Genomic DNA, 13,118 nt, shown 5'->3' on the forward strand with positions numbered 1-13,118 from the left:
CTCATGGAAACCGCCGACAAATACCTGAACGTTTTCCCATCCGAAATGCTTGCTGCAATCGTTCGAGGAGAAATTGATCTGAACGAATTGGCCGGAGCCGTCTTGGCCGGTCGCGGACTTGACCAAAATGCGAGCTGGGTTGGGTTCCAGGCCGCCGCCAGTCTTCTGGAGCAGCGTCGCCAGGCTTAGTCTTCTATTTTCGGCACGGGGAGCAGAAGATCAGCTCCCTGGTTTTTCACGTTTCCCACAGCTCGGTCGACCGCATACCACTCAAAATCATCAGTGGGTTGGCAACACTCCTTCGCAATTTCCTCGGCGCGCTCCGGCGACAGGTTCGAGTCGAGCCATTCCCGCGCATGCTCGGGTGTCAGCACCAAAGGCTTACGGTCATGTATATCCACCATGCCCTGGTCACTCGCGGCTGTGATAATCACAAAACCGTCGCCTTCGTGAGGATCAAGTCCTGGGTGAACTTGAGCGAGCGCGCCAAAGAACATGGGTTTCTGACTCTTTAGGCGAATGAAGTAAGGCTGTTTTTTCTTCGGATCGTCAGGGTCTTTGACCCATTCGTACCACCCTTCACTCGGCACCACGGCCCGGCCATTTGGCCAGAGTTGCTTGAAGAACTTTCCTGTGGTGACTGTCTCTACGCGTGCGTTAATCGGGTCGGGGCGCTTGCCCTTGGCCCAAAACGGCGCCCATCCCCATTTGACTGCATCGATATGCAGTCCACCCTCTGCCGAGTGCAGCACCTGCACCCGTGTCGACGGAGCTATGTTGTAGCGATCAATAGGCTGTGCGTCGTATCCGCTGAACAGCTCTATTTGGGGGCTCAGCTCTTCGATAAATAAGGCCATCCCTTCGTACTGCACGAATCGTCCACACATATTCACCTCTCCGTCTGTCGAAATCCCCTACAGAAAAATTGACCGCAAGAGTCCTACAAAGTTAACTGTACATTCGTACAGTAATTGCAAAAGGCCGCGTCATGAGCTTCACCATTCTAGGTCCCCTCGCTGAAGTCGGCGCGAAGCTGCCTTTGTGCTCGTTCCAGGTTCCGGCCGGTTTTCCTTCGCCGGCAGCGGATCATATTGAGCAGCACATCTCACTGGATGAGGTTCTGAATATCCGTGCACCACATGTGTACCTGGTCGCAATTACCGGGGAAAGCATGCAAGGGGTTGGGATCTTCGAGGGTGACCTCGCGGTTGTGGATCGTGCCATTGAGCCGGTCAGCGGCCATGTGGTGGTTGCCCTGCTGAACAATGAGCCTGTCTGCAAGCGCCTGTGCAAGCGCGGCCTGGAGGTGGTCCTTCTCTCGGAAAACCCTAAGTACCCTGCGCGCTACGTGCTGGAAGGCGACGAGCTGTCAATCTGGGGTGTTATCACTAGCACAGTGCGCAGCCATGTCTAAGCAAGAGCCGACCTTTGCGCTGATCGACTGCAACAGCTTCTATGCCAGTTGCGAGCGTGTATTCCGGCCGGACCTGGCAAAGGTGCCCATTGTGGTGCTGAGCAACAATGATGGCTGCGTCATCGCCCGTAGCTACGACGCTAAACCGTTCATCAAGATGGGCGAGCCTTACTTCCAGATCAAGCACAAGCTCAAGCAACACGGCATTGTCCCATTCTCCTCAAACTATGCGCTGTACGGCGATATGAGCGAGCGCGTGATGAGTCTGATCGAGGCAATGGTGCCAGCTGTTGAGGTGTACAGCATCGATGAGGCGTTCGCTGATCTGACGGGTATCAGTGGGCTGGATACTTTAGGCCGGCAGATTCGTGCCCAGGTACTTCGGTGTACCGGCATTCCGGTCGGTGTCGGTATCGCTCACACCAAGACCTTGGCGAAGCTGGCAAACCACACGGCTAAGCGCCTTCAGTCCCAAACCGGTGGGGTAGTCAACATCACTGACCCGGTTAAGCGCGACTGGGTGCTGCGCAATACTGACGTAGCCGACGTGTGGGGCGTCGGTCGCAAGATGAAACTTCACTTAGATTCCTTAGGGATTAAGTCTGCCATGGACTTGGCTAAGGCCGACCCGTGGACGCTCCGCAAGAAGTTCAGTGTTGTGATCGAGAAGACTGCCAGAGAGCTGGGCGGTACGCCTTGTCTGGAGCTGGACGAACCTGACCCGCCAAAGCAAGAGATCTGCTGCAGTCGGATGTTCGGCAAGCGGCTGACTGAGTTGCCACCGATCCGTGAGGCGGTGGCCACCTACATGATGCGGGCATCTGAAAAACTCCGCGCTCAGAATTCGCTGTGCAAGAAGGTGCGCGTCTGTATACGCACCGGCATGTTCAATCCCGAGGAAGCTAAGTACGCGAACGGGGTTGTAGTGGACATGCCCTATCCCACAGACGATGTGCGTCTGCTCACGCAGGCGGCAGTGGACGCGCTTGACAGTATCTTTCGACTTGGCTTCAAGTACAGCAAGGCAGAGGTGATGCTGCTAAACCTGTGCCAGCCTGGGGAGTACACTGATGACCTGTTTGCCATATCGCAGCCTGCAGAGGCGACAAGGGTGATGACCGTATTGGATCAGATCAATGAGCGGTGGGGCAGGGGCACGCTCCGCTCCGCCAGCGTGCCAACAGATCCTGACTGGGCCATGCGCCGCGAATTGATGAGTCAAAGCTACACAACCAAGCTTGATCAGCTTTGGTCAGTTGCTTGCAGGTAATGGCTGCTTTCGGCCAAAAGCGGACGTCGAGTATCTACAAAAGCGGGTGCTATTCACTTTCCCCTATGCGTCGACTTTCTGGCCGAAGGCATATGCCAAGGCCTACGTTATCGCCTTTACGGAGCTAAAGGAGCGGGTACGGCACCTAGCCCATACGGTTGGTGTTCGGAACCAGTAGCTCGTCGACGGAAGTCGTTATGCGTTTAACCACTGGAGCTAACTCACGGGCAAGCCTGCGGATTCCTTCCGCGTTATCGCCCATTCCCAGCATGGCAGCCATGTACTCAACGCCGCCTTGGAAGAGTTCCTGTTGCAACTTATGAGGCATACCTCGGTCTTGCGCTAGATGTGAATCCAGCAAAAGACGAGCATGTTGAAGTGCCTGTTCGTAGTCACGGTTGTTTGTCTCAATCATCGCTATCATGCCTTTGGCGCGCATGTAAAAGCGAACAACGTCTTTGGCCTGGTCGTACGGCAGTAGATTGAGCGCTTGTGGGGCAGAGTTGAAAAGGGGAAACGGTGAGTCCCCAATAGGGAATATTGCCAGGTATGGTTCATCTGCGGTCTGAGCGAGCATCTCACTTCCGATCTCTCCTTCAAAGATCTGCCACGCCGTCTCTATCTCAGTGCGTAACAGCATCAGTGTAGTGACCATTTTTTCATGGTCGGCTTCCGCTTCCTTCTGTAGCGCCAATCGATGCGCATGATTGGTTCCCTTGAGTGTACAAAATCCGCCAATGCCTGCGCCGATAAGTCCTACAGTCAAATTAACGAGCGTATCGATACTGGGGTAATCCATTGGTTCGGTCCTTGTTATTCCCGTTGCACTTGAAATCTATCTGGCTTTCGACGTGATGCCGAGTGGCGATTAGTGGCCGATTACCGCCTCTCATGAAGTGCTGCAATCGGCCAAAAGTGGTCACTCGCTTGACGACAAAAATGCAGTCGAATTTGAGCTTGCTTGAGTGATCTCCGCTCGATTAAACTTGACCGTTATATATTGTCCGGCTTGTCTTTTTTCGGAAAAATGAAAGGAGCTGTGGCTACGTCAAATTTATCTATTGTAATCGTGATCTTATCGTCATCGGAGTCTATGTCACTAGTTACGTCAAGATTACTGATCATAAATCCATTATTGCGATTACTGGCAAATGGATTAGAGTGGTTCGTAGGTTCGTCCCATCCGTGCGCTTGATTGAATTCTTCAGTAGATATCTCACCTGCGAGAAGTCGAAGCAGCCCTCTAGATGAGATTGTGATTTTATTGCCTTGCATAGAATATCTTCCTAATTGATCGTATCCAACGCCTGGAGTTTTCAGCAGCGAAGCAGAGTGATAGGCGGGACGTAATGGCCTCGGTAAGTGTGGAAACGCTACATTCAACGCTGCGGTCAGTAATTCGATTGATTCATTCGTAGCGCGGTGAGAGCGAGCCAAAAGAGGAGCACAGATTAGCTCGTAGCTCATCTGATATTCTTGTTGACTACCAAATGAACGATGCTGCTCATATATAGAAACTAACAAAACAACATCAATACTACTATTTTGGCGAAGAAAATCTTCTGCGATTTCTATCGAGCTATAAATATAATGTGATTTTCCTCGATTTCCGCTTCTAATTAAATCGCAACCGCCATCACATGCGGCGATAATACGGAGAGAGTCTTCTGGTGCGTTATTTAGCTGCTTAACTTTCCCTTTGAGTGCACTAAATAAAGGGTTGATGCTTTTTGAAGTGGCTACAGTGTAGCTAGTGTGGCTGCCGCCTCCATTCTCCCAATTCGGATCGTAAATGATTTTAAGATTTGTGTTGTTCTCGGTACAATCAAATCTGGATTTGATTGTAGGAGTGTCTCTGATGCTATATAACCATGGTTCAAGCTCTGTTCTGATGAAGCGACTCATCTCAGATTTTTCAGGTAGCATCAGGCGCATTTTGCTTTTATGGCGAGGCCCTGTGGTTTCTCCACGCACATCTATCCAAAAACTCCCGGGGCGCAATCCAAACTTAGATGCAATCCGTAGAACTTCTTCACTGATATATTTTAGAGGGTTCTGAGCGTCAAGCCCATCATCTGATATTGTGGTGATATCGCCGATGATCGTTAGTGCGCCACCGTCTTGCTTATTTATCGTCCAGCAGATGTCGGGGCAACGTCCATTTGGCAATGCCTCCTCGTGCTTGAGGTGTCCCGATTGGGAGAGCCCATGCAATATTACTAACTCCCACATAACATGAAGTCGGGTGGCGTCCGTAGCGTTGAGTCTGTTGATGATTGCGGTGAGCTGAGTGGGGCTAAGGGTTTCCGCAAGGCCATTGATGCGAGCTTGCATCGCTCTACGTGAAAATACGAAATTAGTCACGCACTCCCTCCACGGGTCGGTCATCGTCCATAGGTAGCATTATGGCATTGCACCCAACGAATGGCAGCCTGTTGGTCGATTGTGCTGAAAAAGTTTTTTTGCGCTTAGCTACGAGAAATCTGAGCCAGAAACCCTCTGCTCGAAGTAAAGATTTCAATCTCTGGCGCGTACTTTTCCGCCGTGGAAAGATGGCCGACTGCTTTCAACAGAACCGGTCGAAAGTAGACGCTCAGAAGCGTCCGCTTATGGCCCAGAGTGTGTAAAAACGCGCTGATGCACTGTCGGCGCGCAGCGCTGACGGTTGTTAGCTGAGTAATTGCTCACAACAAGTCCTGCGGATCATCACGAGGGTCTGGGAGCCCCTAGCGCCGCTTCTACCTTGCTGGGTGGCCAAAATACAGACCTCTTCAGGCCGACAGCGCCTTCATTAAACCGCTGGTACCGAGAATTTTCATGACTCGTTTCAAGTTGTAGGCGAGGACGTTCAAGCTCATCTCCGCACTTACTCCGTTCAGCTTTCGTGTCAGGAAATGTGTGGCGCCCATCCATTGTTTGAGTGTCCCGAAGGGATGCTCGACCGTACGCTTGCGGACTCGCATCATGTCCGGCGCGTTGCTCAGCCTGTTCTGCATTTCCTCCAAAACGGCTTCATGCTCCCATCGCCGAACTCGCCGTTGCTTGCTCGGTGTGCACTTCGATTTCAGCACGCATCCCTGGCAATTAGAACTCCAGTAACGGTGCAACTTCAGGCCTTTTTCAACGCTGGAAAAGCGCCAGATCAACGCCTCTCCAGCGGGACAAATGTATACGTTTTTTGCCGCGTCATAGATGAAGGCATCATTATTGAAACGCCCGTCAGCCTTGGCTCCAGAGGTCATCGGCTTGGGCACATAGGCGGTGATGCCTGCATCGTGACAAGCTAGGATTTGTTCGCTTTTGAAGTAACCTCGGTCAGCCACTACCGACAACGTATCTGACGCCATCGCCTCGCGGGCCTGCTTGGCCATCGAGCTGAGTAGATCGCGGTCGGAACCGACGTTGGTCACCTCATGCGCAACGATCAAATGGTGCTGGGTATCGACTGCTGTCTGCACGTTGTAACCGACGATTCCAGTGCCGCGCGTCATCATGGAACGGGCGTCTGGATCGGTCAGTGAGACCTGTTTATCCGGTGATTCGTTGAGCAGAGTTTCAATGACCTGCAACTCTTTCATCTGAGCTTTGAGCTTGTCGATTTTCTCTTGCAGACGAGCAGCCTTGGGCTGAGCGACCGAGGGTTCTTGCCGATCGGTTTCGTCGAGCGTAGTCAGGTACCGATTGATACTTGATTCAATTTCTTCCATCCGCCGTTTCAGCTTGGCGCTGGTGAAATTGCGGTCGCGGTTATTGACGGCCTTGAATTTACTGCCGTCGATGGCGACCAGATTTTCTTCGAACAGTCCTAGCTGCTGGCACAGCACCACGAACTGGCGGCAGACACCTCGGATGGCCTTGCTGTTGTCTTTTCGGAAGTTGGAGATGGTCTTGAAATCGGGCATCAAACGCCCGGTCAGCCACATCAGCTCGACGTTACGTTGGGCTTCTCGTTCAAGACGCCGGCTCGATGGAATGCGGTTCAGATAGCCGTAGATGTAGATCTTCAGCAGGACCGAGGGATGGTAAGCCGGCCGGCCTGTATCAGCAGGTAAGGCGCCCTCGAAACCTAGTTTGACCAGGTCCAGTTCGTCGACAAAGATGTCGACTACGCGCACCGGATTGGCATCCGTGACGTAATCGTCGAGGCTCGCGGGAAGGAAGGTTTCTTGGCCTCGATGTTCACCTTGGATAAAGCGCTTCATGGGCGATCCCTGCGATGAAATCCTCAGAAATCATAGCAGGGCTAAGAGCGGTGTTCTGTTCAGATAGTGATGCGTTTTTCAACCGCCTGTAGTTGCCTTACCGGGTCCCAACCACTCGGCGACGCTTGAGCTTTGCTCCACCAAAGCATTCCTTTAGAGATCCATAATTTCCGCAAATCAGCATGAGCAGATGTTGCGTCATCATAGCCAAACTGCGTACCGCAGGACGGACACATGCCAAACGAAGAGCAGCCAACCTCATCGTATGGAGGCTCTTCAAGCCCGGGGTATCCACAAACCGGACAAAGATATGAAACGTTGCTTGCAATCATCCAACCCCCAGATTTCTAGCCTCTAGCCCACGTTGTCGGCGTACCTGCTGATTTCCGGAATCTTATACTGAATCTGAGCAACTGATGTCTGACCTGGGCTGAGTAGGAAAAAACACTAGAGTGGAAGCCGCTAACAAGGGTTTTGACACACTCTGGGCCGGTAGTGGCCCCCTGCGACCGGCCAACTTTCGGCAGAAAGCCGCCGTGTCGTGAAGCACTTGGCTCGCTGATTGGGTGCATAAGCGGTTATTGAATATCGGATGGATAACCGGTCAAAATTGGGTAAAACGTTACGCCAGTCTATGTCACTCAACGCCCACTATGCATTTCTGCGACGTGCTGCGTCCGGGCCTTATAGCTCGCAACCATGGAACTATCCCCCAAAATCCACCACATATTTCTACAGAATTGGCGTCTGCTTTGTCAGAGACGATTAGTTCGTAGCTTCGCCAAGCCCTGCTTGATGTGCCCGGCGTTTTCGCCGATAACGAATAGAGCACCACGTACGTTGTCACCTACCTCATCCATCCCTTGCTTTTCGCTTTGGAGAGCCAACTCCATCAGAGCTGCTTCCAACGCGAGCTGATTCTCGTACATTCGTTCAAGCAAATCTGGGAGTGAATATTCCCCATCCATATGTGTTACCCCGCCTAAAAGATCTAAGCATAGCAGTAGCCTAGTAAATGGGTGCTTGCTTAAAAAATGCCACGAGAACGGCCGCTCAATGCCTCGAAAGACAGGAAAGTGGGGATTTGGAGGAGGGCTCCGTCCAATCCATCATCGGACTGATTGGGCAAGCGGGATTCAGTGGGGTCTGGTGGGGCATAAATGGGGCAAGCTGTACGCCAATCTATGCCAATTAATGCCCAATAGGCATTTATGCAACCTGCCGTGGAAGAGTGTCACAGACCGCAAGCACGGGACTATCCCCCAAAATCTCCCACATACTCCTACACAATCGGCGTGTGGGAGGACAGATCGGAGGTGTTTTTACTCATTGGATAATAGGCAAATTCGTTGAAAGTGATGGGGCAAAGGGCACGCTTGGCCCAGCAGTTTTTGCGATGGGCGCAAGGTTAACACGCGAGGTCGGGGCTTCGCAGGTCGCAAACGGCAAGGTGAACTGTAGAAGGGGCGCAGCCGCTAACGGCAGTCAATTAAACAGAAACATTGAGTGTGGCGAGGGGACCTGCCCACCTACTCGCGACTTAAAACACTTCGACCGGTCTTCACGCCTTCTGCCAAGAGCTTTAATCATTCGCCCATAAGTCCCGGCAATCCCTTAGCCGCGCGCCATTCCTTCACAGTCTGGGTAATGCCCGATGCTGAATCATCGGCCCCGTCTTCCGGGTAGAAAATCAGGTCAGAACCATCGGGGTGTTCGCTCACCTGTTCAAAGAGGATCACTAATTTGTCCACTTCCGGCTCCGTGCCATCGTGCCTGATGATGCGCTGTAGCAGGGCTACGAATGTGCTCTCGGTGTATTCGCTAAATGTGTTTTTCATGTTTTTGGTGGTGTCTTGTGAAATTCATAAGCGCTACCAACCGGCGATATTGCCGGTCACATAGTGCGAATGGCTTCGTCGTCTTTAAACACAAACTCAAATCCAATACCCACTTCCGTCAACGTCTCTGAGACTTGGTCAATGAAGAACTCGGCCTGCTCTGGTAATTCGTACAGGCCATTGATGCGGATGATGGGCAGCTTACCTTTGGAGGGTGGATAACTTTCCAAAATCTCGCCGCTTTCGATGAAGGCAATGTAGGTATTGATTTTTTCCTGCAGCAACAGCAAGTGCTCGTCCTGTTGGGCCTTGTCGCCCCATTTTAGGTGGTCAGTAATAAGCAGAATTACGTTTTTAGGCTCCCACTCTGGCACGGCAATAATATCGACGACTTTCGTTTCTACGATGGACATGGCTGCTCCCTCAGAAGGGTAGATCAGGTCGAAGGATTTCGATTCTGGTGGGCGGTAGTTTGGTGCAACCGGGGAAACCGGGTTCCCTTTACCAACGAGGGTCGCGCCGCTGTTGCTCTTGATAGCGTTGGGCCTGGCTGGCCCTGGCACATAGCCGGATATGCAACTTCCTTTTCGTCTTGGGAGAGTCGCGGATGAGGCTAGGGAAGAATGGCGTTACCGGGAATTCAAGACCGTCGACGCGCGTCGTAGGATCGTTCCGAAAAGTTGAGCAGCGCTTTCAAAGCGCATCAGTAAAGGCGTAACCACGATTGACTGCGCGCAGTGATGCCGGGCAGTCATTGCGCGACAAGCCCGCTGGTACAGTGGGGGCGGCAAGCGCCCCTTTTTGCTGTTGCCCCTTACTGAGTGCCGACGGGCGAATCCAACACCTTCACCACATCATCAATCACCGCTTTGACCATCTCCTGCAAGTAATGCGACGCCCAGGCGTAACGGTCCGTTTCCTTGGTCATCGCCGCTTCTTCTGCGAGCTGCTTGGCGACGTGGAGGAGGTCGGAGGCGTGTTGCAAAGCTTCGTGCAGGGAAACGCCGCTGTTGACGCGGAATAGAGGTTGGTCGGAGTGGAAAGAGAAGGGGGTGACGCCGAGGGTGGTTAATGCAGACGGATTTGTTGCGGTCATCGGTAAAACTCCCATATCAATTGAGAGCTACCACATTCGTTATCAGGCGAATTGGGTGGCAACTGTGCGCAGGCTGATAAACCGGAGATACAGGAACCCGGCAGACCCGAAGGTCTCCCACGCACAGCCGCCATTGCACAAAATGCTGGGCGAAAAAAAACGCCTGCAAATCGAGTTCTGAGGGCGCTTGGTGCGCCTGCATCTTGCCGGGTTATCAGGCCCGATCGCTGAATTGGCAGCGACGGAGGGGAGGGTAGCGTGGCGGCGTGGCTGGTGCAACAGGGGAAGATGGATGTGCCATTTTGTTGCTATCGAGAACCTAAGGACCGTGCACGAAGTAAGCGTGCTCGCCATATGTTTCTGAGCCAAATTTGCCCAATAAAAAGCTCAGCGCAGGGCCGGGATTTGGAAAGCTAGTTGGATGCAATCAGGCTCGTTTGGCCTCTGCCTTCATCATCACAAGATTCTGCTGCTTGGTAGCTTCGCTTAGGACTTCACTGTAAACACGCTTTTTCTGATCAGATTTTGCGTCACGAATAAAGTCTGCAAAGGAGCTTTTCACACCTTTTGACAAGCCCAGCTTGATCGAAATCATCAATGCGCTCCTGATTGTGGCCCGAGCTTGGCCTCTAGATCGGCCCGCGTGTGCTGCTCAGGAATATGGTAGTCAATCTTATCGACACCCGCTTTGTAAAGTCGTCCAGAATTGTCGATATGCTTTATGAGCAAATCCACATGAACGTCGCTTCCGTACTCTAGCTTAAGCGTGTTCACTACGTCACGCGCTGCAAAATACTGCTCGATGAAATGCTCTCTACGAATTCTTCTACCTTCGGACTCCTCACGGGCCCTTACGAAGTCCCATGCAAGCATGGGGTTTTGGTACACGTACAAGATCTGTACGAATCTTCCCTTTTTCAAGGAGCGTTCAACATTTCTCCTAGCGACTTTGAGATTCGAAAAAGTGCCGTCGAGAAGGAGGGACTGGCGCTGGTCCAATGCTTGGTCAATTATCTTTTCGACGAGAATTGATACGCCTCGCTGGAACAGCCACGAATTTGCGCCCTCGTAAGCCGCAAACTCTCTGCGAAGTTCGTCAGGATCAATCCGCAAAATAGGGGTGTCAGCGAATAGGTTCACTAGAGCGATTGACGCCTCTGTTTTTCCTGCACCGGGCGATCCAGCCATGAAGACAGATACCGGGGCCTCCTCTGGTGGATAGATGGCCTTGTCTGTCAGGCGTCTGGCAATTGATTTTTTATTAGATCGAGCAAAGCGAAGTGCTTCGTCTGAAATCTCAATCTCTGCCGGTGTCATCCCGCCGGTGTCGGGAAGTGCATGTCGGTCCATTAAACATCCCCATCTGCTTCGGCTTTGTTCTAAAGGCTATCATGCGATTACAGGATCGCTGTTGGCCGAAATTTCACCTAATACATCTTTTTTTATGCATAAAATATGCAAATTAGCATTTGCCAACCCCCAAATCCCCCGTCATCATCCGCGTTATGCAAAAACGCAACGTTTCAACCGTCTTAAGAGAGCTACTAGACCGCGACCGGATCTCCCCCACGGAGCTTCACCGGCGTACCGGCGTGCCTCAATCCACACTCTCCCGGATTCTCAGCGGCAAGATCGTTGACCCGTCGGACAAGCACATCTCGCGCATCGCCGAGTACTTTCGCGTGAGCACCGACCAGCTGCGCGGGCGCGTGGCGGTGGGCGCTTTGCGTGACGACGGGCGTGACCCGATGCATTCGGAGCTCAAGGACATAAGCCTGTGGGATGACGACACGCCCGTTAATGATGACGAGGTGTCGATCCCCTTTCTGCGTGAGGTTGAATTGGCTGCTGGATCAGGAAGATTCGTCATCGAGGAAAGCGAGAAGGCCAGCCTGCGTTTCGGCAAGCGCAGCCTTCGGCATAACGGTGTGCAGTTTGATCAGGCCAAGTGTGTGACGGTGCGCGGCAACAGTATGTTGCCGGTGCTGCGCGATGGCGCCACGGTGGGGGTGAATGCGGGCAAGTGTGGTATCGGCGATATTGTTGACGGCGACTTGTACGCCATCAATCACAACGGCCAATTGCGCGTGAAACAGCTCTATCGCCTGCCTTCCGGTATTCGCTTGCGCAGTTTCAACCGCGATGAGCACCCGGACGAGGACTACAGCTTCCAGGATATTCAGGATGAGCAGATCAGCATCCTCGGCCATGTGTTCTGGTGGGGTATGTACGCCCGTTAACCTTCTTGCGTAAGACCAAACCCGCCATGAGCGGGTTTTTTTTCGCCTGTCAAAAACCGCCAAACCCTTTATCCACTGGGCCTTAAATGCGTTTGTGCATTTTAACGACAAAAATAAATGCACTGATGCATTGACTGTATATTTATACAGGCATATTCTTCATCTCAAGCCAGCCAACAAGGTCTGGTGGAGGCGGCAAGGATGCTGCCAGGGAAGACAAGGAAGGCAAGCAACATCGGCAAGGACGCCATCGAAGCGATGGCAGGGAAGCCAGGTAACACCGGCAAGGATGCCGACGCTCTTTAGTTGTAACGCTTTAAAAAACAGGCAGCGATGAACCGGCCTTAACGGTTCAGAGGGTTGGCAACTGACCCGGGTGCGCAGCGTAAAGCACCAGAAGCAGTTATCCGGCAGACAGGGATCGTGGTCGGAAAAAACATGGAGACAGGTCCGTACCGCGCCAGTAGCGCCGAAGGACCAGTGCCTTGCCTCACCCTTACGGGGCCTTTTGACGGCGTTTTATCGCCACGCCGGGTTGCCACACAACCGCGGTCATTTTTCAAAAGGTGCGTACGGGTGGGGCAGGGCACAGGACATCATTACTGAAAAGCCTGGGCGACCGGGCTTTTTGGAATGCTTACCTATAAATGGATTTACCCAGAACCCGGCACTCTGCCGGTAATGCTCAGCCAGGAGGCGTGACATGACAAACGAGCAGCAAGCGTTGGCGGAAATGCCTGTCTGGCTGGTGATCGCACTGGCCGTGATCGGCGGGGTTTCCGGCGAAATGTGGCGCGCCGACAAAGAGGGCGCCCGCGGGTGGTCGCTGGTCCGGCGTCTGGCCCTTAGGTCCGGGGCGTGCATGGTGTGCGGGGTTTCAGCCCTAATGCTGTGTTACGCCGCCGGTATGTCGATTTGGACCGCCGGCGCCATCGGCTGCCTGACCGCCATGGCGGGTGCCGACGTGGCCATCGGCCTTTATGAGCGGTGGGCGGCCAAGCGCATCGGCGTGAACCAAGGCTCCCGCCCGGACCCGCAGTAACCGTTGCAAGGACGCT

The 13,118-nt window shown here is 53.0% G+C and carries 15 protein-coding genes; 5 read left to right on the top strand and 10 right to left on the bottom strand.

From position 1 onward, the window contains the following. Positions 1-3 precede the first annotated feature (3 nt). The gene (locus AO240_RS08035) at positions 4-189 is read left to right on the top strand and encodes a hypothetical protein (protein ID WP_099236042.1); all 186 of its coding nucleotides are present in this window, start codon (positions 4-6) and stop codon (positions 187-189) included. Here AO240_RS08035 and AO240_RS08040 read toward each other — a convergent pair. Then, a complete protein-coding gene (locus AO240_RS08040; RefSeq protein ID WP_099236044.1) occupies positions 186-887 on the bottom strand; it encodes an SOS response-associated peptidase family protein in 702 nt (233 codons plus the stop codon). The two genes, AO240_RS08035 and AO240_RS08040, sit on opposite strands and share 4 nt — an antisense overlap. Positions 888-988: 101 nt before the next feature. On the opposite strand from AO240_RS08040, the gene AO240_RS08045 reads away from it, so the two are divergent. Next, the gene (locus AO240_RS08045) at positions 989-1,414 is read left to right on the top strand and encodes a LexA family transcriptional regulator (protein ID WP_099236046.1); all 426 of its coding nucleotides are present in this window, start codon (positions 989-991) and stop codon (positions 1,412-1,414) included. Continuing rightward, complete coding sequence (gene umuC / locus AO240_RS08050; protein WP_099236048.1) at positions 1,407-2,684, top strand: translesion error-prone DNA polymerase V subunit UmuC; 1,278 nt, start codon at positions 1,407-1,409, stop codon at positions 2,682-2,684. Before AO240_RS08045 ends, umuC begins: the two co-directional genes overlap by 8 nt. A 145-nt stretch (positions 2,685-2,829) precedes the next feature. Here the strand turns inward: umuC and AO240_RS08055 are convergent, their stop codons facing one another. From AO240_RS08055 to AO240_RS08095, 9 genes are all read right to left on the bottom strand, one after another. Then, positions 2,830-3,483 (bottom strand): hypothetical protein, encoded by a 654-nt coding sequence (locus AO240_RS08055; protein ID WP_099236049.1) that lies wholly within the window; start codon positions 3,481-3,483, stop codon positions 2,830-2,832. 194 nt (positions 3,484-3,677) lie between these two features. Continuing rightward, the gene (locus tag AO240_RS08060; protein WP_256585890.1) at positions 3,678-5,048 is read right to left on the bottom strand and encodes a hypothetical protein; all 1,371 of its coding nucleotides are present in this window, start codon (positions 5,046-5,048) and stop codon (positions 3,678-3,680) included. Positions 5,049-5,455: 407 nt separating this feature from the next. Next, the gene (locus tag AO240_RS08065) at positions 5,456-6,886 is read right to left on the bottom strand and encodes an IS1182 family transposase (RefSeq protein WP_099236051.1); all 1,431 of its coding nucleotides are present in this window, start codon (positions 6,884-6,886) and stop codon (positions 5,456-5,458) included. A gap of 755 nt (positions 6,887-7,641) precedes the next feature. Then, a complete protein-coding gene (locus AO240_RS28890; protein ID WP_099236055.1) occupies positions 7,642-7,854 on the bottom strand; it encodes a hypothetical protein in 213 nt (70 codons plus the stop codon). Positions 7,855-8,472: 618 nt separating this feature from the next. Continuing rightward, entirely contained in the window at positions 8,473-8,724 is a 252-nt protein-coding gene (locus tag AO240_RS08080) for a bacteriocin immunity protein (RefSeq protein WP_099236057.1), read from the bottom strand. A gap of 56 nt (positions 8,725-8,780) precedes the next feature. Beyond that, positions 8,781-9,137 carry a DUF6572 domain-containing protein gene (locus AO240_RS08085; protein ID WP_099236059.1) on the bottom strand — a complete coding sequence of 119 codons (357 nt, stop codon included), beginning with the start codon at positions 9,135-9,137 and terminating at the stop codon, positions 8,781-8,783. Positions 9,138-9,538: 401 nt separating this feature from the next. Beyond that, positions 9,539-9,820, bottom strand: coding sequence for a DUF3077 domain-containing protein (locus AO240_RS08090; protein ID WP_099236061.1), 282 nt, complete (start codon positions 9,818-9,820; stop codon positions 9,539-9,541). A gap of 427 nt (positions 9,821-10,247) precedes the next feature. Continuing rightward, positions 10,248-10,415 carry a hypothetical protein gene (locus AO240_RS28605; protein ID WP_177445797.1) on the bottom strand — a complete coding sequence of 56 codons (168 nt, stop codon included), beginning with the start codon at positions 10,413-10,415 and terminating at the stop codon, positions 10,248-10,250. Next, entirely contained in the window at positions 10,415-11,170 is a 756-nt protein-coding gene (locus AO240_RS08095; protein WP_256585891.1) for a zeta toxin family protein, read from the bottom strand. Before AO240_RS08095 ends, AO240_RS28605 begins: the two co-directional genes overlap by 1 nt. A 155-nt stretch (positions 11,171-11,325) precedes the next feature. Between AO240_RS08095 and AO240_RS08100 the strand changes: the two genes are divergently transcribed. Both AO240_RS08100 and AO240_RS08105 read left to right on the top strand, forming a co-directional pair. Continuing rightward, entirely contained in the window at positions 11,326-12,060 is a 735-nt protein-coding gene (locus AO240_RS08100) for an XRE family transcriptional regulator (RefSeq protein WP_082649018.1), read from the top strand. A gap of 703 nt (positions 12,061-12,763) precedes the next feature. Further along, the gene (locus AO240_RS08105) at positions 12,764-13,102 is read left to right on the top strand and encodes a phage holin family protein (protein ID WP_099236063.1); all 339 of its coding nucleotides are present in this window, start codon (positions 12,764-12,766) and stop codon (positions 13,100-13,102) included. The last annotated feature ends 16 nt before the right edge of the window (positions 13,103-13,118 follow it).

The organism is Pseudomonas sp. ICMP 460 (assembly GCF_002723595.1).
GTDB lineage: Bacteria > Pseudomonadota > Gammaproteobacteria > Pseudomonadales > Pseudomonadaceae > Aquipseudomonas > Aquipseudomonas kitaguniensis.